At 46.8% G+C, this 17,949-nt stretch carries 15 protein-coding genes and 1 pseudogene; 10 read left to right on the top strand and 6 right to left on the bottom strand.

Annotation, left to right across the window (positions count from 1 at the left end):
- Nucleotides 1–384 precede the first annotated feature (384 nt).
- Complete coding sequence (locus CYLST_RS36110) at nt 385–1,428, top strand: HlyD family secretion protein (RefSeq protein ID WP_245587429.1); 1,044 nt, start codon at nt 385–387, stop codon at nt 1,426–1,428.
- Entirely contained in the window at nt 1,316–2,278 is a 963-nt protein-coding gene (locus CYLST_RS24595) for a TolC family protein (RefSeq protein WP_245587538.1), read from the top strand. The genes CYLST_RS36110 and CYLST_RS24595 overlap by 113 nt, the downstream gene beginning before the upstream one ends.
- Here the strand turns inward: CYLST_RS24595 and CYLST_RS24590 are convergent.
- Nucleotides 2,275–2,904, bottom strand: a complete 630-nt coding sequence (locus CYLST_RS24590) for a hypothetical protein (protein ID WP_015210451.1) — start codon at nt 2,902–2,904, stop codon at nt 2,275–2,277. The genes CYLST_RS24595 and CYLST_RS24590 overlap by 4 nt on opposite strands.
- Nucleotides 2,905–2,933: 29 nt before the next feature.
- Between CYLST_RS24590 and CYLST_RS24585 the strand changes: the two genes are divergently transcribed.
- Together CYLST_RS24585 and CYLST_RS36850 are read left to right on the top strand one after the other, a co-directional pair.
- Nucleotides 2,934–3,221, top strand: coding sequence for a thermonuclease family protein (locus CYLST_RS24585; protein ID WP_041233250.1), 288 nt, complete (start codon nt 2,934–2,936; stop codon nt 3,219–3,221).
- A gap of 83 nt (nt 3,222–3,304) precedes the next feature.
- Nucleotides 3,305–3,691 carry a thermonuclease family protein gene (locus CYLST_RS36850; protein WP_085960690.1) on the top strand — a complete coding sequence of 129 codons (387 nt, stop codon included), beginning with the start codon at nt 3,305–3,307 and terminating at the stop codon, nt 3,689–3,691.
- On the opposite strand, the gene CYLST_RS32490 is transcribed toward CYLST_RS36850, so the two are convergent.
- Together CYLST_RS32490 and CYLST_RS24570 are read right to left on the bottom strand one after the other, a co-directional pair.
- Nucleotides 3,595–4,422 carry a 3'-5' exonuclease gene (locus CYLST_RS32490; RefSeq protein WP_015210450.1) on the bottom strand — a complete coding sequence of 276 codons (828 nt, stop codon included), beginning with the start codon at nt 4,420–4,422 and terminating at the stop codon, nt 3,595–3,597. The genes CYLST_RS36850 and CYLST_RS32490 overlap by 97 nt on opposite strands.
- 421 nt (nt 4,423–4,843) lie before the next feature.
- Nucleotides 4,844–5,290 (bottom strand): hypothetical protein, encoded by a 447-nt coding sequence (locus CYLST_RS24570; RefSeq protein ID WP_015210449.1) that lies wholly within the window; start codon nt 5,288–5,290, stop codon nt 4,844–4,846.
- A 156-nt stretch (nt 5,291–5,446) separates the two neighbouring features.
- Between CYLST_RS24570 and CYLST_RS36410 the strand changes: the two genes are divergently transcribed.
- Nucleotides 5,447–5,581 (top strand): hypothetical protein, encoded by a 135-nt coding sequence (locus CYLST_RS36410; RefSeq protein WP_281172795.1) that lies wholly within the window; start codon nt 5,447–5,449, stop codon nt 5,579–5,581.
- An 11-nt stretch (nt 5,582–5,592) separates the two neighbouring features.
- On the opposite strand, the gene CYLST_RS24560 is transcribed toward CYLST_RS36410, so the two are convergent.
- On the bottom strand, nt 5,593–5,850 hold the full coding sequence (locus CYLST_RS24560; protein ID WP_015210448.1) for a hypothetical protein: 258 nt from the start codon (nt 5,848–5,850) through the stop codon (nt 5,593–5,595).
- Between the two features lie 218 nt (nt 5,851–6,068).
- On the opposite strand from CYLST_RS24560, the gene CYLST_RS24555 reads away from it, so the two are divergent.
- The 4 genes and pseudogenes from CYLST_RS24555 (at nt 6,069) to CYLST_RS24540 (ending at nt 14,753) form a co-directional block, all read left to right on the top strand.
- Nucleotides 6,069–6,254 carry a hypothetical protein gene (locus CYLST_RS24555; RefSeq protein WP_015210447.1) on the top strand — a complete coding sequence of 62 codons (186 nt, stop codon included), beginning with the start codon at nt 6,069–6,071 and terminating at the stop codon, nt 6,252–6,254.
- Between the two features lie 37 nt (nt 6,255–6,291).
- Nucleotides 6,292–8,334, top strand: a pseudogene (gene rpoB, locus CYLST_RS24550) (DNA-directed RNA polymerase subunit beta); the annotation flags it as partial.
- Nucleotides 8,335–8,536: 202 nt separating this feature from the next.
- The gene (locus tag CYLST_RS24545) at nt 8,537–10,414 is read left to right on the top strand and encodes a DNA-directed RNA polymerase subunit gamma (protein ID WP_015210446.1); all 1,878 of its coding nucleotides are present in this window, start codon (nt 8,537–8,539) and stop codon (nt 10,412–10,414) included.
- 253 nt (nt 10,415–10,667) lie between these two features.
- A complete protein-coding gene (locus CYLST_RS24540) occupies nt 10,668–14,753 on the top strand; it encodes a DNA-directed RNA polymerase subunit beta'' (protein WP_015210445.1) in 4,086 nt (1,361 codons plus the stop codon).
- A 229-nt stretch (nt 14,754–14,982) separates the two neighbouring features.
- Here CYLST_RS24540 and CYLST_RS24535 read toward each other — a convergent pair whose 3' ends face one another.
- Together CYLST_RS24535 and CYLST_RS24530 are read right to left on the bottom strand one after the other, a co-directional pair.
- On the bottom strand, nt 14,983–15,297 hold the full coding sequence (locus tag CYLST_RS24535; protein WP_015210444.1) for an RNA recognition motif domain-containing protein: 315 nt from the start codon (nt 15,295–15,297) through the stop codon (nt 14,983–14,985).
- A 289-nt stretch (nt 15,298–15,586) separates the two neighbouring features.
- Nucleotides 15,587–16,129 (bottom strand): phycobiliprotein lyase, encoded by a 543-nt coding sequence (locus CYLST_RS24530; RefSeq protein ID WP_015210442.1) that lies wholly within the window; start codon nt 16,127–16,129, stop codon nt 15,587–15,589.
- 460 nt (nt 16,130–16,589) lie between these two features.
- Between CYLST_RS24530 and CYLST_RS24525 the strand changes: the two genes are divergently transcribed.
- Nucleotides 16,590–17,945 (top strand): efflux RND transporter periplasmic adaptor subunit, encoded by a 1,356-nt coding sequence (locus tag CYLST_RS24525; protein WP_015210441.1) that lies wholly within the window; start codon nt 16,590–16,592, stop codon nt 17,943–17,945.
- The last annotated feature ends 4 nt before the right edge of the window (nt 17,946–17,949 follow it).

Below are 17,949 nucleotides of genomic sequence, written 5' to 3'. Positions count from 1 at the left end.
TCCACTATATGAACGCTACTAAGGATAAAGAATTATTACTAAATTGCTCTATTCCTTGTTTTTGGGGCAAATCCAGAACTAAGGAGAAAGCCCTATAGCTAAAAACCTAATTACTCAACAGTTAACAGAGTCTGAGAATGAGGATGAAGAATTACCCAGTTCAGTTTTATAAAGAAATCCTCCTTTGAAAATGAGTATATCCCTTTTATGAAAGAATCTAGAAATAATTTAATTACGTTTATTTGCATTGGTTTATTGGGGCTTACATTTGTTAAAAATTCTTTTCAAAGTAAAGTAACCGCCAACACAGTGACTACTCCTGTAATAGCTGTTAACTCGGAAACTCTGGCTACCTCTCCAGTGCAGCAAAACAGGCCGCTCAAGATGTCAATAACAGTTGACAATCCCAATTTTTTAAAGGTGAAGGAGGGCGATGAAATTAGAACCGGGGACATCATCTCTGATAACTCCACAGAGAGGGAACGTTTAGAACGACAGAAGAGGGGGATATTACTGCAAACCGAGAATATTAAAAACAAGCTCCTAGTGGAACCCACACCACCGCCACCTACCCCAGAACTGCGATCGCTCCCCCCGGCTATTTTCAGTGAGGAGCAAGCGGCGATCGCTCAAGCTGAGTTAAAGCTGCAACAAGCGAAGAGTGTTTTACAAACCCGCAAGACGCTACTTAATACTGATAACCCAGAGCAGCGGGCTGAATTTGAGCGCTCTGGTTCCGCTCTGCAATCAGCACAGCAGAAGTTAGAAGAGCAGGGTCAAATGCTCCAATCTATGAAAGATTTAGGGATGGAACCAGTTGTCATTCAACATGAGGAGGCTTTATTAAAACAGTTACAATCTGGTGTAGATGAGGCTCAATCAGGGGTTGATAGAGCTAGGGCAAAGCTTGATGCTTCTGCTACTAGCCAGAGTCAGGAGTTGCAGCAGTTGCAGATAAATGTGCAGTTGGCAGAATCAGAGCTACAGTCTGCAAACTCTCGATTAGTGGCAGCTCAAAGTAGGCGGCATGTGCAGGAGTATGAGGCATCTGTGGAATTCGCCAAGCGTGAGCAATCTATAATTGGGTCCAGGCAAGAATTTGAAAAACAGCAGGCTCAGTACCAACAATCTTTGAGAGAAAGAGACTATCAGTTAGCACAATTGGAAATATCCCTGAGCAATATTGATGATAAAATTGCTCAAATTCCCGCAGTGCGATCGCCTAGAAATGGTGTTGTTAGGAAAGTTAAACCTTTTGTTGGTAACAATGGCAAGTACAGCACTACTGTCACCATTGCCTCTTTTTCCACTAAGAATATCGGCGCAAACTCCACAGGTTCCGCCGCCAGTAACACTACCCAAAGTTCCCCAACCATCCCAAAAACCCCCACAACAACAGGAGGAGGAGGAACAAACACCAGAAGATAGCGGCGATGCTGAGGAGGCGCAGCAGATTGATCAAGAGGCTGATCAGTCTATCCCCAAAAATGAGCCGAATCCGTTTAAGTTGCCTGATATAGATAAAATTCTCCAGTCAGAGTTTAATGATGATTTATGGAAGCTCCTCAAGGGTGGGCTTCCATGCCTGGAAAACTCTGCTGTTTGTTTGGCACAGTTGCAAGAAAAAGCGATCGCCCAATCGCCGTTGCTCAAAGAAATGGATGCTCGGATAGGTGAGGCTAATGAAAGGATTGCCCAAGCGCAAGCTAGGAATAGGAGGAGCATTCAGCTGTCAATTTTCACGCCTGGCCTACAGTACCTTCTGGGCCCTACTCCCCAAGCGGGGCAAGCGCAATCGCAGGGTAATGGCTTGATTGACAACGTTTTAAAAATTATTCGTGGTGATACTGGGCTTATTAATGGGCTTTTAAATGTAGTAGGTGTACCCTTCTTGCAAGGTACTCAGGGTGGTAATGCTGATGCTCAGAGGAGCGCGATCGCAATCGGCGATCTGCAAATTAAGGTCGCTGAACTACAGAGAGGCAGAGCCAGCCTTGCCGATCTGACTAAAAAGGAAGTTGCATTGTCCTTGTCAAAATTTGATGAACTGCGGGTTGGTTATCAAACTCAACAAATTGTTCTTACCCGTTCCGTACAGCGGTTCAAGGTTTACGAATTGAGGTACATCAGGGGTAATTCCACCACTGAAGACTATCTACTAAAGCAGAACCAATTAGATAATGAAAAAGCCCAAGGGTATCGAGCTTGGGCATCTATGCGGCGTGAGATATTTAATTTAAAGCTTCTGTGCTTGGGTGTTAAGGAAGCCGAAAATTAAGGCCAACCTGACGGTACATAGCCAGTACTTACACCGTTAGTTGTTCGGCAAACTGGTGGCTCACCCGCATCTGGTAGAGTCGCCAAAGTATAGGAGTTTGTGCCAATCTCAAAGGTACTTGGCAGTGATGAGCCGCTTGCAGCGCGAAGAATACCGAAACCACAGCCATTAATTGATACGTTTCTTGTTGTTTCAGTTGGTAAGGTAATGGCGACTGCACTGTTGGGATTCTTGCCAACAATTACCACTTGTCCATTGGGGGTTTTAAAGTTGGCAGAGCGCGGCTCTACAAAAGTACCACCGTTGCAGGCTGGCAATATTTGAGTTGGTAATGTAGATGCATCAATTGCTGTACCATCTACCTTTAACCCCTCGAATGAGCCGCTAGAAGGTATTGAAATTCTTAGCTCACCGCAAGCGCCGACGATTCTCGCAGTAGATCGATCAGCACTACCCATGTCTACTTGCACACGACTATTTGCTGCGGCGGAGATGTACACAGTTGTTACATTGCTATCGCTGACAGTTTTGTAGACCGTGTTTGTCCCGTAAGGGAGAGCCATCACTGGTGCTGAAAGCGCGATCGCTCCCCCAACTATTCCCAATAATGCAATAATCTTTTTCATCTCTATCCTTGAGCAGTTTGGAAGTTATTATGATGTTTAATTGGGTAAATGTAAAGGCTTTATTTAACATAAATTCTTTAAAAGATTGTCTGCTTATCTTATTATTAGTATCCGGTGGATTATCCGGTTGTAATCACCGTATTACTCAGAATATACAGAGTACTTTGTCCGGTTCAACTGTGCTAATAACTGAAGAATGGCAGGTTTTGAGTGTACATGATGGCGATACTGTTAAGGCGCAAAAAAGCGGTCAGGTGGAAAAGATTAGGCTTTGCGGCATAGACGCACCAGAGTTATCACAGCCGCTTTGGTATTGAGTCGCGGGATAAGTTGCGTTCACGGAGTGTACCGTAGGTAATCACTCTTAGGGGATGGTACATCGCTTCTTTCCACTAAGAAAATCCAACTATCAATTGTTGGCAGGGATAAATACAACAGGGCAATTGGTGAGATATTTGTAATTGTCCCTGGTGGCGAGAAATTCATTAATGAAGAGATGGCCAGCAGTGGTATGGCTTACCACTACGCTCGGTATTCTCTTAATTGTCCCAATAAAACAGCTATTGAGAACGGGGAAGCGATTACCTGCGGTAGACTGCGCCAACGCAAAGGACAAAAAACTCGGTGTATGGTCAGGGGATTACCAGAAGCCTTGGGATTATCGCTCGTCAGTGAGGCGCAAGTAATGGGCTACTGCATAAAATCCGGGTACTGCGGGTTTGGATTATCAGATGCTATCTCTTTTAGAAGTTTTAAGGCTGCCACACAGTCATTTACCGCCCTATGATCTGCGTGTGGTAAGGGCTGGTATTTATAGTCCTCCCAGTAGGTGCTGTATTCGCCGCACCACTTAGAGTACCAGTTCATCAAGCAGATTGGCTCTCTGATTTTTAGTTTTTGCAATTGGTGCAAGCTACAGCAGTGGTCGAGAACCTTAATATCGAAGTCTGCATTGTATACTAAAACTCGTTTGTTTGCGATCGCTTCTTTTAACGTGGGATAAATGTCTGGAAACGATGGGGCAGTGGCAAGCATTTCATTGGTGATCCCGTGTACCTCAGTTGCTTCTTTGGTAATAGCAACTGTGGATTTTACCAGGGTATTAACTAATGTATCGCCACAGTGGTTTATTACTGCTATCTCTATTGCTTCAGCATCGCTTTCTAGTCCTGTGGTTTCAGTGTCAAGAATTACCCAGTTGTCATGGCTGGTTAGTTCTAGCGCCCATGCGACAACTTCTGCTCTGTCTTCTTCAATAAAGCCGCTGTGCTTGCGCCAGCTTTGGAGCTTTTGGGCTGCCCTACCTTTTTTAAGATTGTTTAACTGTTTCTCAGATGGTTTGCGTTTAGGTCGCACAGAATTAATATCGTTTGGATCATAAAGGTATAAGGTGTATTTTTTTGTATTAATAAAGCCGACGGGATTGATAGGAGACAACCCCATATCTGATAGTTGTTTTTTAGTTTTTAAATAGCTGGGAGGTTCGTTTTCCGACCCCCACCATTTAAACTCTTTCATGCTGAAGATAGAAGATTTAGTAGATTTTCGTTCGCCTCTTAGTTATTTTACCTTTACTCGATGAGTTTGTTGCAAGAAGAAGCTAATTGTATAGACGAAGGTGTCGGTTGGGGGTGGAATATTCTGTGAAAATGTGTTTATAAGTATGATTTCAAAATCACATCTTTAGAGCCAGAAACAAAAACCAGCAGCGGCAGAAAGCTCTGAATATAAGTCTGAATCAAGACACATTAAAATACTAAAATTTGATAGTTTTAACCCAGAACATGATTCAGACATCATTCTCCAAACCTCCGAGCGTACATCAAAACCATGTTGTGAAAATGTTAAAATAGACAAAGGAGTGCAAAAACTACCCCAAGGGGGGCAGTCGCTCACCACTTTTTTCAAGCGTGTTCACGTACCTTTTTACATCTAGAAACTAGGACTCTCTTAGTACTGATGACCATATACGCCTACTAGCAAAGGCTAGATCGTACTGACCATTTTCTAACCAGTCTTTATCCCCAGAGTAGAAATCACAAACCCTAACGTAGTGCTGCGGGTTTAGGGCTGGATAGCCAGCGTACCAGCTTTTATCCGGGCATGGAAAAACTACAATCTCCATTGCTGGGATTGTTCTCCTTCCTTGTAGCTTTTGCTCAAAAGTACATACAGTAAATGTATTTTCGTCTAGCACTCTCAGATATTTATTAGCTTTTTCTACAGTTTTGTATTTGAGATAATCAGTTACGTGGTATGGGGTATCGCTTGTAGGAGTCACAATAATTTCTTCGTCAATCCACGTGCTATTATCATCCTCAATAAAAAATCTGTATTGGCACAGCCAGTGGTTGATGCTCCAAAAGTCCGCAAAGTCTCTTTTCATCTTTATACTCTTTGGTCGGATGCCTCCCCGATTAATTAGTAAAAAAGCCAGGGTTAACAAAAAACCCTATTTTTCGTTTGTTTGTGCGAAATTTTCTAAAATTTCTCTAGTAATACCTAGATTAGTTGCCAGTCCACTAATGCGATCGCTTGGTAGATGTCTGCGGGGGGGGAGAATTTCGCCTGCTGTACTCAGAGAAGCGATCGCAGAAAAGGTGGAAAAATTGGAGAAGGCACCCTTTTCCTAGTACAAAGCCCAGTGAAGCGATCGCCTGTGATGAGCGATCGCTAAAAATCAAAATCTTATTCCAAATACCACCCGTCGCCGGCTCTCTTAGCTGCTTCTATAGCTTCATTTTCCCAGTCATTAGGATCAGATGACTCTGCACTGTACTGAAAATCTGTGCAGTATCCGCTGTAATGATCTTTATTAAATTGTCCTTCATCCATACGAACAGTAACTTTTACATCATTTCCTTCTTCGGGGTCTGAGATTGAAATGCTAGCAGTCATTTCTTTTCCCATATCATTTACAAACTTTTCAGTGATCTTTTTATCCATTTTCCCTGTTGCGCCTATGCACCAAGAGGCATTTAGTTAAAACGGTGCATCCCTAATAGGGGTTATTCTTAGGGGAAATGAAGGGAGGGAAGCTCCTGTTCGGTTTACCCTTCTATTATAGCGCGACCCCACGCAATACAAGCAATATTATCACACTTCGTTACAATTGATTAGCTAGACCCCGTGCTATATTGGCGGTAGGAGTAGGAGATGAGAAGATGTCCAGACCAGGGGGAAACCCAGATCTAGCTAAATTTCAATTTCAGAGTGGTGATGAAGAGCCTAATAACGTCAAGCTGGCTTTGTGGATTAAGCAAAGTATGATGTCCAAATTAAAAGAATTGCCTAATAAAAATGACTTTATTAGGGAAGCGATCGCTAAAGCACTGGCAGAACTTGAGTAATTTAGTGTTCAAAGTTCGCACATCAGCTTGTTGAACCCGCGTTAACCTCTATGGATTTTTAGAAACACCCTTTAGACCAGTAGAAAACGCCCGCGTGCGGTTTGACCTCGCACCGGTTTACATGACTGCCGACGAAGAAGACGATTTGCGGGTAGCACCGGGAGATGTGCCAGTAGACGACAACGGCTACATCATAGGACCCCAAGTGCCCGTGCGCTATCGCCAAGAGTTCTCCACCACCACACCAGAGCAGGTGGATTACGTGGCAGTTTCTCCAGTGCAGATAGTCTCTGTGGCTACTAGCATGATTCCCTTCTTAGAACATGACGATGCCAACCGGGCACTCATGGGTTCTAACATGCAACGGCAGGCAGTGCCCCTACTCAAGCCAGAGCGCCCTTTAGTCGGCACCGGCTTAGAAGCACAGGGAGCAAGAGACTCCGGCATGGTGATAGTCTCCCGCACCGACGGCGATGTCACCTACGTCGATGCTGCCGAAATTCGCGTCAGAGTCCGTAATCAATCGTCAATCACCAGTGGCAAAACAACTGATAAAGCATCACAGACAACCGACAAAGTTCAAGAAATTAGATACACCCTTTCTAAATATCAGCGCTCTAACCAAGACACCTGTCTCAACCAAAAACCCCTAGTCCGCACCGGAGAGCGAGTAGTTGCTGGGCAAGTGCTGGCAGATGGCTCCTCTACCGAAGGCGGAGAATTAGCCCTAGGGCAAAACATCGTAGTCGCCTACATGCCTTGGGAAGGCTACAACTACGAAGACGCCATCTTAATTTCTGAGCGCCTAGTGCAAGACGATGTCTACACCTCAATTCACATCGAAAAATATGAAATTGAGGCCAGACAAACCAAACTAGGCCCAGAAGAAATCACTAGAGAAATTCCCAACGTCGGTGAAGATGCCCTGCGACAACTAGACGAACAGGGCATCATCCGCATTGGTGCCTGGGTAGAAGCTGGGGATATCTTAGTCGGCAAAGTCACCCCCAAAGGTGAATCTGACCAACCCCCAGAAGAAAAACTCCTGCGGGCTATCTTCGGCGAAAAAGCGAGAGATGTGCGCGACAACTCCCTGCGAGTGCCCAACGGCGAAAAAGGAAGGGTCGTCGATGTGCGCCTGTTTACCCGCGAACAAGGTGATGAACTGCCACCAGGAGCCAACATGGTAGTCCGGGTGTATGTCGCCCAAAAGAGAAAAATCCAAGTTGGCGACAAAATGGCAGGACGCCACGGCAACAAAGGCATTATCTCGCGAATTTTGCCGGCTGAAGATATGCCCTACTTGCCCGACGGCTCCCCAGTAGATATAGTGCTCAATCCCTTGGGTGTACCCAGCCGGATGAATGTCGGCCAGGTGTTTGAGTGCCTCTTGGGCTGGGCGGGTCATAACTTAGGCGTGCGGTTTAAAATTACACCCTTTGACGAAATGTATGGTGAGGAATCTTCTCGCCGCATTGTCCACGGCAAATTGCAAGAAGCTAGAGACGAAACCAGCAAACTCTGGGTATATAACCCCGATGACCCCGGCAAAATTATGGTCTTTGACGGTCGCACCGGCGAACCCTTTGACCGACCAATCACCATCGGCGTAGCTTATATGCTGAAGCTGGTGCATTTAGTCGATGACAAAATCCACGCCCGGTCAACAGGCCCCTACTCGCTGGTTACACAGCAACCCTTGGGTGGTAAGGCCCAGCAAGGCGGTCAGCGGTTTGGAGAAATGGAAGTGTGGGCGCTGGAAGCCTTTGGGGCAGCTTACACCTTGCAGGAGTTACTGACGGTGAAGTCTGATGATATGCAAGGGCGGAATGAAGCGCTCAATGCCATTGTTAAAGGCAAGTCAATTCCCCGACCCGGTACTCCTGAGTCCTTTAAGGTGTTGATGCGAGAACTGCAATCTTTAGGCTTAGATATTGCCGTCCACAAGGTAGAAACCCAGGCAGATGGCAGTTCTTTAGATGTAGAAGTCGATTTGATGGCAGACCAATCAATTAGGCGCACACCGCCGCGACCCACCTACGAATCACTCTCCCGTGAGTCACTGGAAGAAGACGAGTAAGAATTAGTCATTAGTCATTAGTCATTAGTCATTAGCAATTTAATGATGAATGAAGACGAAAACTAGCTTGTTAGTAGGAAGCAAATGTTCCCCCTAATAGAAAAAAACTTCTACCTGACGACTAATGACTTTTTGACCAATGACTAATGACTTTTTGACCAATGACCAATGACTAATGACTAATGACTAATGACTAATAATTATGAGACACGCCCAAACTAATCAGTTTGACTACGTCAAAATCGGTTTAGCTTCCCCTGAACGCATCCGCCAGTGGGGCGAGCGTACTTTGCCTAATGGTCAGGTAGTTGGTGAGGTGACCAAGCCAGAGACGATAAACTACCGCACCCTGAAGCCAGAGATGGATGGCTTGTTCTGCGAGAGAATCTTTGGACCAGCAAAAGATTGGGAATGCCACTGCGGCAAATACAAACGGGTGCGCCACCGTGGCATAGTCTGCGAGCGCTGCGGTGTGGAAGTCACCGAGTCACGGGTGCGGCGTCACCGCATGGGCTTTATTAAGCTCGCTGCGCCAGTGGCCCATGTGTGGTATCTCAAGGGCATCCCTAGCTACATTGCGATTTTGCTCGATATGCCCCTGCGGGATGTGGAGCAAATTGTCTATTTCAACTCTTATGTAGTTCTCGGCCCGGGCAATGCCGAGACTCTTAGCTACAAGCAGTTACTGAGCGAAGACCAGTGGCTAGAAATTGAAGACCAAATTTATAGCGAAGACTCACTCTTGGTGGGTGTGGAAGTGGGCATTGGGGCGGAGGCCCTGCTGCGGTTGCTGGCAGATATTAATCTAGAGCAAGAGGCAGAGAGCCTGCGAGAAGAAATTGGCAACGCCAAGGGACAAAAACGGGCGAAGCTAATTAAGCGACTACGAGTGATTGACAACTTCATTGCCACCGGCTCCAAACCAGAATGGATGGTGATGGCAGTTATCCCCGTGATTCCCCCCGATTTGCGCCCAATGGTGCAGCTAGATGGCGGTCGGTTTGCCACCAGCGACTTAAATGATTTATATCGCCGGGTAATTAACCGCAACAACCGCTTGGCAAGACTACAAGAAATTTTGGCACCAGAAATCATCGTCCGCAACGAGAAGCGGATGCTGCAAGAAGCGGTTGATGCCTTAATTGACAACGGTCGCCGGGGTCGGACTGTGGTGGGGGCTAATAACCGCCCGCTGAAGTCGCTCTCAGACATTATTGAAGGTAAGCAAGGACGGTTCCGGCAAAACCTGTTGGGTAAACGGGTGGACTATTCGGGACGTTCGGTAATTGTCGTGGGTCCAAAGCTGAAGATTCACCAGTGCGGGTTGCCGAGAGAGATGGCAATTGAGCTATTTCAACCTTTTGTCATCAACCGCCTAATTAGAAGCGGCATGGTGAACAACATCAAGGCGGCTAAAAAGCTGATATCGCGCAATGACCCCAGCGTGTGGGATGTGTTGGAAGAAGTGATTGAGGGGCATCCAGTATTACTCAACCGCGCCCCGACTCTGCACCGCTTAGGCATTCAGTCTTTTGAACCGATTTTAGTTGAGGGGAGAGCGATTCAACTTCATCCCCTAGTTTGTCCGGCTTTTAACGCCGACTTTGATGGCGACCAAATGGCGGTGCATGTGCCCCTGTCGTTAGAGAGTCAGGCAGAGGCCAGGCTGTTGATGCTGGCTTCTAACAATATCCTCTCCCCTGCCACAGGTAAACCGATTATTACTCCCAGCCAAGACATGGTTTTGGGGGCGTATTATCTAACGGCGGAAAATCCCGGTGCGACCAAAGGCGCGGGCGGATATTATTTCTCCCTGGATGATGTGATTATGGCATACCAGCAGGAGCAAGTAGACCTCCACGCCTATATATATGTCCGCTTTGATGGCGAAATGGAGACAGACCAACCAGACACAGAACCTGTAGAGGTGACTGAAAACTCTGATGGTAGCCGGACTTTGCTTTATAAATTCCGCCGTGTCCGTCAAGACGCCAAAGGAAATTTACTTTCTCAGTATATCCGCACGACCCCTGGTCGAGTGATTTACAACAAAGCGATTCAAGAAGCACTTGCAAGTTAGGTAATGGGTAATGGGTAATGGGTAATGGGCAATAAGTAGAAAGGCGTAAATAAAAATAACTATTGTTTTGAATTCTGTTGAACAGTCTAAAACCCTCTTGCCCCTTGCCTCTTGCCTCAAGGCAAGACTCACAACTAACAAATAACTATTGTTTTGAATTCTGTTGAACAGTCTAAAACTCTCTTGCCTCATTGCCTCTTGCCTCTTGCCTTCTGCCTCTTACCAAGACTCACAACTAACAATTGATTGACAAATGACAGAAAAAATGATTTTTCGCAATCGTGTGGTTGACAAGGGTCAACTGAGAAATTTAATTTCCTGGGCGTTTACCCATTACGGGACTGCACGCACAGCGGTGATGGCGGATAAGTTGAAGGACCTGGGCTTTCGCTATGCCACCAAAGCCGGGGTTTCTATCAGTGTAGATGACTTGATGGTGCCGCCCACCAAGCGCCGATTGTTGGAAGCAGCCGAAGAAGAAATTCGCGCTACAGAGACTCGTTATCAGCGGGGAGAAATTACTGAAGTGGAACGGTTCCAAAAGGTAATTGACACCTGGAATGGAACTTCGGAACTGCTGAAAGATGAGGTGGTGGTCTACTTTAAAAAGACCAACCCCCTGAACTCTGTGTATATGATGGCATTCTCTGGGGCCCGGGGTAATATCTCTCAGGTGCGGCAGTTGGTGGGGATGCGGGGACTGATGGCAGACCCCCAAGGGGAAATTATTGACTTACCAATTAAAACCAACTTTCGGGAAGGGTTGACAGTTACAGAATATATTATTTCTTCTTATGGTGCCCGCAAAGGGTTGGTGGATACCGCCTTGCGGACTGCGGACTCTGGTTATCTCACCCGGCGGTTGGTGGATGTCTCCCAGGATGTGATTATTCGCGAATTTGACTGCGGCACCACTAGGGGTGTGCCGGTGCGGTCAATGACCGAGGGGGCTAAGGTGTTGATTCCCTTGGGAAATCGGTTGATGGGCAGGGTATTGGCAGAAGATGTGCTACACCCCACCACCAAGGAAATTATTGCTACCCGAAATACGCCGATTTCTGATGAATTGGCGATCAAAATTCACAAATCTAATGTAGTAGAAGTTGTAGTTCGCAGCCCCCTCACCTGCGAAGCTGCTCGTTCTGTGTGCCAACACTGCTATGGCTGGAGTTTGGCCCATGCGAAAATGGTAGATTTAGGGGAAGCAGTGGGGATTATTGCCGCCCAAAGTATCGGTGAACCTGGTACCCAGCTAACGATGCGGACATTCCACACCGGGGGTGTGTTCACCGGGGAAGTCGCCCAGCAGGTACGCTCGAAAACCGATGGCACAATTCGTCTGCCGCGCAAATTGCGGACTCGTCCTTACCGCACCCGTCATGGTGAAGACGCCATGTATGTAGAAGCCAACGGCGTGATTGTGTTGGAGCCGAAAAAAGAAGGCGGTGAGACCCCAGCCAACCAAGAAATTCATGTGACCCAAGGTTCTACACTTTATATAGTAGATGGGCAGCAGGTAAAAATCGGTCAGTTGCTGGCAGAGGTGGCTCTGGGGGGACGTACCACCCGCGCTAATACAGAGAAGGCGGTGAAGGATGTAGCCACCGACTTGGCGGGAGAAGTGCAGTTTGCCGAAGTGGTGCCAGAACAAAAAACCGACCGCCAAGGCAACACCACCATCACTGCCGCTAGGGGGGGTTTGATTTGGATTCTCTCTGGGGAAGTTTATAACTTGCCACCAGGGGCTGAGTTGGTAGTGCACAATGGAGATGCGATAGTCTTCAATGGCGTGTTAGCAGAAACCAAATTAACCACAGTCCACGGTGGTGTAGTGCGGTTGCCAGAAGCGACCCCCGGCAAGAGCACGCGCGAAATTGAAATTATCACCGCCTCTGTAGTTTTAGACAAAGCCTCAGTCACAGTCCAAAGCTCTCAAGGTCGGAATAATTATTTAGTTTCCACAGGGAATAATCAGGTATTTAACCTCAGAGCCACCCCAGGCACAAAAGTGCAAAATGGGCAAGTAGTTGCTGAGTTAATTGACGACCGCTACCGCACCACCACCGGCGGCTTTTTGAAATTTGCTGGGGTGGAAGTCCAGAAAAAAGGCAAAGCCAAGCTAGGCTATGAAGTAGTCCAGGGCGGTACTTTGTTGTGGATTCCTGAAGAAACCCACGAAGTCAACAAAGATATCTCTTTGCTGTTGGTAGAAGATGGGCAGTTTGTAGAAGCCGGCACTGAAGTTGTCAAAGATATTTTCTGCCAAACCAGCGGCGTGGTAGAAGTCACCCAGAAAAACGACATTTTGCGAGAAGTGGTGATTAAGCCAGGTGTACTGCTGATGGTAGATGACCCAGAAGCAGTGATGGGGCAAGATGGCACCTTTATTCAACCCGGTGAAGAATTTCAGGGGTCAGTGGCTACAGAGTTGCGCTATATCCAATATATAGAGTCACCAGAAGGTCCGGCGCTGTTAAGTCGTCCAGTTGTGGAGTTTGCCGTACCCAGCAACCCAGATGTGCCTTCCACTACCTCAATTAGTCAACAAACCGGGCGTTCTATTCAGTTGCGGGCAGTGCAACGGTTGCCTTACAAAGACTCTGAGCGAGTCAAGTCTGTGGAATCGGTGGAACTGCTGCGGACTCAACTGGTGTTAGAAATTGAGCAAGAGGGGGAACAAGACCACAACGCCTCACCTCTGGCTGCGGATATTGAATTAGTACCCGACACCGAAGATGACCAAGTGCAGCGTTTGCAGTTGGTGATTTTAGAATCTTTAGTCATTCGTCGCGACATCTCAGCCGACGCCACTCAAGGTAGCACCCAAACAACTCTAGAAGTAGAAGACGGGCTGACCATTGCCCCTGGCTCAGTGGTAGCGCGGACGCAAATCTTGTGTAAAGAGGGGGGTATTGTTAGGGGTGTGAATCGAGCTGCTGAAAACGTCCGCCGCTGTTTGGTGCTGCGTCACAGCGACATGATTTCTATCCCCACCCAAGGCCAACCGAAGGTGAAGAAGGGTGACTTGCTGGTAGAAAGTGCAGAAATTGCCCCTGGGGTGTTTGCACCAGAGTCTGGGCAGGTGGTGGAAGTGAAAAAGGCAATCTTGCAGACCTCCGAGTCAACAGGCGCTGATGATGGAACTTTAGCCTCTAGCTCTTCTCCTTACACTGTGACTCTGCGGGTTGGTCGCCCTTATCGAGTCAGCCCTGGGGCTGTGTTGCAAATAGAAGATGGAGACTTGGTGCAACGGGGCGATAACTTGGTGCTGTTGGTGTTTGAACGGGCGAAAACTGGAGACATTATTCAAGGTTTGCCCCGAATTGAAGAACTGCTAGAAGCCCGGAAACCGAAAGAAGCCTGTATTTTGGCTCGTCGGGCTGGAGAACTGAAAACGGTTTATGGTGATGGCGATGAAGCGATCGCCATTAAGGTTATAGAATCTAATGGAGTAGTCACCGATTATCCCCTTGGACCTGGACAAAACTTAATGGTGCCCGATGGTGCCCATATCTTAGCCGGACAACCCCTGAGTGATGGCCCCTCTAACCCCCACGAAATTTTGGAAATCTTCTTTAGCCTGGGTTCTGAGGATGGAATCTATGCCTGTGCCAGCCATGCCCTGCAAAAAGTGCAGACCTTTTTGGTGAACGAAGTGCAGATGGTTTATCAGTCTCAAGGCATTGATATTTCTGACAAGCACATTGAAGTAATTGTTCGCCAGATGACCAACAAGGTGCGGATTGATGATGGTGGTGACACCACCATGCTGCCTGGGGAGTTGGTGGAATTGCGCCAAGTTGAGCAAGTGAACGAAGCGATGGCGATTACCGGCGGTGCGAGGGCCCAATATACCCCCGTGTTGCTGGGTATCACCAAGGCATCGCTCAACACCGACAGCTTTATATCTGCTGCATCGTTCCAAGAAACCACCAGGGTGCTAACTGAAGCCGCCATTGAAGGTAAATCTGACTGGCTGCGGGGGTTAAAAGAAAACGTGATTATTGGGCGGTTGATTCCGGCGGGTACTGGCTACAACGCCTATGAAGAAACCGGGGCAATTGAAGACTACGCGGTGTTAGAAACTAGCGGCGTCTTAGACGAAGTCGATGACCCCTTGGATATGGTGCTAGATGACCGCACCGCCCGCGCTTATAACTTAGATGCGCCAACTTTGAGTGAGTCTAGCTTTGGCAACAGACGCACAGAACGGTCAATTTTAGACGAAGAAGATGAATTGATTGCTGATGTTGAGAGCGTTCTCGTAGAAGAAGAGGAAGAAGAGGATGACTACGAGGAAGGCGACGAGGACGAGGACGATTATGACGACGAAGAGTAAAGCCAAAAGGTGAATTTTGAAAGGGCAAACGAAGATTTTCTTTTGCCTTTTTCTTTTCTTTTGGGGTGTTGGTAGAAACAAAAATTGATCTCAATACTCACATGGATTTAGCTAGCCCCTAAAAAAATTACCCACCCTGCAAGCGGAGTGGGTAATTTTTATTTAGCAGTCGTTAAAACTGCTTTTTACTTATAGAATTCAAGGGCCAAAAGAATATAGATAATTCCGCTTAGTAGCGATTGCGGGAGCCGCCGCCACCGCCGCCCCGGTTACCACCACCACCACCAAAGGAACCTCTGTCTTCCTTGGGCTTGGCTTTATTCACTTTGAGGTCACGTCCCATCCATTCAGCTCCATCAAGAGCTTCAATAGCAGCAGTTTCTTCAGCCTCTGTACCCATTTCCACGAAAGCAAAGCCGCGCAAGCGACCTGTTTCACGGTCAGTAGGTAGCTGTACACGCTTTACAGAACCATATTCTGCAAAAACAGCACTCAGAGTATCTGATGTAACTTCGTAAGAGAGGTTACCAACGTAAATCGACATAGAATGTCTCCAAAATCAGAGGTGTGTAGAGATTTAGATTTCGGAGAGAAGTCTGTAAATACCAAGAGGGAAAAGCCTGTCAATACTAACAACAAACACTGCCGCCGAATTAATTCTCACTCCTCCATGATGACATAGCAAACGAGAAAAGGAGGGAAAATGGAAAAAATTGTTATAAAAAGTCATGTTAGTAGTTGAGGGCTATGTGCGGGGTAGCTCTCAAATTGCTTATGCTCTGTTGATGGCTGGGATTGGTGGGTTACAGCTATTGCCTCACCCACGGCTAAAACTAACTCTCAATCCGCTTTTCTAGATATTGACCAATCATCAATTGCTCACCAGATCTTGTGATGATGGTCTGTCTTGTACGGTATTTGTTGCCCACGAGCTTTAATTCTTCCTCAAACACTGAACTGTTGTACTCAGTTCGTAAACACAGGGTTTTGGAGTTTGAGAAATAGTATTGGGCGGTGACTGGCTTGGATGTGGCGAAACCGCGATCGCGATACAAAGTTTTTCCCAAAGCACCAAACAGAGTTGAACCTTGAGACTCTCGCCTTTCCTTCAGTATATCCGTACTTACCCAAATCACTGCCGCACCACAGGTTAAATTCACTGAATCGGGCAAATCGTGTATCTGAGCCAGATGAAGCAGTTCATGACATCCCTGTTCTAAAAACCGAATGGTGATCATACTCACTATCTCCTTGGTTTCTCCCTCTGGGAGGGTGTAATAGCGCCGTTCCGATCGCCACTGACCTGCTGATTCTTGAAAAAATTCTGCAATCTGGTGTTCTTCAGCGGTTTTTACAATTTTGAGCAGTGATGTCACGAGTTTTCGTCCTCACATAATAATAAATGGATACTTTAGTCGCTCTACTCTCAGCCCAGTCATGAATCCAAATACTAAAGTACTCAAAAAATCAAGTTTACTTTAATATTCTTAATATATAGGCAAAAGCCATATAAATACAAGCCTTGTAGACACATTTTGAAAAAGGGAATGGGGAGATGGGGAAAAATTTCTCTCCTCCAGTCTCCTTAACCATGACTAATTACCTATTACCTATTTCCGACAAAATATTTATACTACCTTTATAATTTCATCGGGTGTCAGAGAAATACCTACCTCTAAGTCAGCAGGAGAGAGGAAAGAACTTTGATTGTGAGCCAAAAAATGCGGCAAAAAAGCTTGAAGATTCTGTAATTTTGCTGTTAGTGATATCTATTCAGAATTAATTGCTAATAACCGACGTTTTGACCACAGAAACTCACAAATAGGAGAAAAAAGCATGATTTTGGACGTAAATGAGCCGCAAAAGCAGTTGAAAATACCAATTGTCATGGCTAGCAACCTAGCAATGCATACCCATAAGTTATTGATTACTTGTTCGCTAGGATTGGCACTGCTATCAACCAGTTGCGGATCGTTACCAAAGGAATCAGCCGAGGCCCAATCTCAGCGCCCTGGTGATCAGAAACGCGGCAGGAGTGCAACGCCTGTGGATGTGGCGATCGCTCGGACTAACTTATTACGCCAACAACCAGACAATATCGGCAACACCACGCCCTTGCGGACGGTGTCACTGCGATCGCGCTCAGAAGGGCGACTATTAGCTTTGAATCTTGATGTGGGGGACAGTGTCACACGGGGGCAACTTGTCGGACAGTTAGATGATGCTTTGTTAGTGACAGCATTAAGACAAGCGGAAGCAGAACTAGCAGCCCGGCAATCAGAAGTAGCCAGGGCGACAACTCAGGTAAACAATGCCAGTGTTGAAGTAGAACGAGCGCGGTTAGAGGTGGTGCAAGCCCGTGCAGATTCAAAACGGCAGCAAGAACTCTACAAACAAGGAGCGATCGCCGAACAAACTGCCGAACAAGCAAGTACCAAAGCCCAAACTGCCACCCAGATGCTGCGGGCTGCCACCGAGCAAGTCCGCACAGAAAAACAAGCCGTCGCCGCCGCCCAAGGCAGAGTATATGCCCAACAAGCAGTGGTTTCCCAAGCTAAAGAGCGCCGATCCTATGCTCGGCTGACATCCCCCATCACCGGACTAGTTATAGAAAAAGTTACAGAACCGGGCAATTTTCTGCAAACAGGCAGCGAAGTCTTGAAAATTGCTGACTTTAGCCGTGTCAAAGTCGTGGTGCAAGTTTCCGAATTAGATTTGGCAAAGATTGAAGTTGGGCAGTCGGTGCAAGTGCGTTTAGATGCCTTTCCCGATCAAACATCGACTGGCAGAGTAACGCGCATTTCCCCAGCTGCCGATGCCACAGCTCGTTTAATACCAGTAGAAGTAGTAATTCCCAACAGTGCAGGAAAAATTGGTAGTGGACTGCTGGCACGGGTCAATTTTACTACCCAAACTTCCCAGCGAGTTATCGTACCGCAAATAGCGATTAATGAAGACAAGGTAGGGCAGACACAATCAAAAGACAACAACAAAATAATTTTTGTTTTGCAGGACACAAGCGACAAAAATAAGGTAACAGCGCGGGCCGTCACCCTAGGGCAAAAGGCTGATGGCAAAGTGGAAATTTTATCCGGCTTGCAACCGGGAGAAGCCTATGTTGTTCGCAGTGGTAAGCCGTTAAAAGATGGGGAGGCTGTAAGTCTTTCGATTCTTTCGGAAAAAGCAAATTAAAAAG

Origin of the sequence: Cylindrospermum stagnale PCC 7417, assembly GCF_000317535.1 — a bacterium.
GTDB lineage: Bacteria > Cyanobacteriota > Cyanobacteriia > Cyanobacteriales > Nostocaceae > Cylindrospermum > Cylindrospermum stagnale.
Note: the sequence above shows the minus strand (reverse complement) of the source record. Positions and strands in the feature narration are given on the sequence as shown.

Excerpts from the sequence above, each read along its gene's own strand:
- CYLST_RS24545 (WP_015210446.1), top strand. The coding sequence starts at position 8,537 with ATGAGACACGCCCAAACTAATCAGTTTGACTACGTCAAAATCGGTTTA.
- CYLST_RS24525 (WP_015210441.1), top strand. The coding sequence starts at position 16,590 with ATGATTTTGGACGTAAATGAGCCGCAAAAGCAGTTGAAAATACCAATT.
- CYLST_RS24540 (WP_015210445.1), top strand. The coding sequence starts at position 10,668 with ATGACAGAAAAAATGATTTTTCGCAATCGTGTGGTTGACAAGGGTCAA.
- CYLST_RS24555 (WP_015210447.1), top strand. The coding sequence starts at position 6,069 with ATGTCCAGACCAGGGGGAAACCCAGATCTAGCTAAATTTCAATTTCAG.
- CYLST_RS24560 (WP_015210448.1), bottom strand. The coding sequence starts at position 5,850 with ATGGATAAAAAGATCACTGAAAAGTTTGTAAATGATATGGGAAAAGAA.
- CYLST_RS24570 (WP_015210449.1), bottom strand. The coding sequence starts at position 5,290 with ATGAAAAGAGACTTTGCGGACTTTTGGAGCATCAACCACTGGCTGTGC.
- CYLST_RS24535 (WP_015210444.1), bottom strand. The coding sequence starts at position 15,297 with ATGTCGATTTACGTTGGTAACCTCTCTTACGAAGTTACATCAGATACT.
- CYLST_RS36110 (WP_245587429.1), top strand. The coding sequence starts at position 385 with ATGTCAATAACAGTTGACAATCCCAATTTTTTAAAGGTGAAGGAGGGC.
- CYLST_RS36410 (WP_281172795.1), top strand. The coding sequence starts at position 5,447 with ATGTCTGCGGGGGGGGAGAATTTCGCCTGCTGTACTCAGAGAAGCGAT.
- CYLST_RS24585 (WP_041233250.1), top strand. The coding sequence starts at position 2,934 with ATGATGTTTAATTGGGTAAATGTAAAGGCTTTATTTAACATAAATTCT.
- CYLST_RS24590 (WP_015210451.1), bottom strand. The coding sequence starts at position 2,904 with ATGAAAAAGATTATTGCATTATTGGGAATAGTTGGGGGAGCGATCGCG.
- CYLST_RS32490 (WP_015210450.1), bottom strand. The coding sequence starts at position 4,422 with ATGAAAGAGTTTAAATGGTGGGGGTCGGAAAACGAACCTCCCAGCTAT.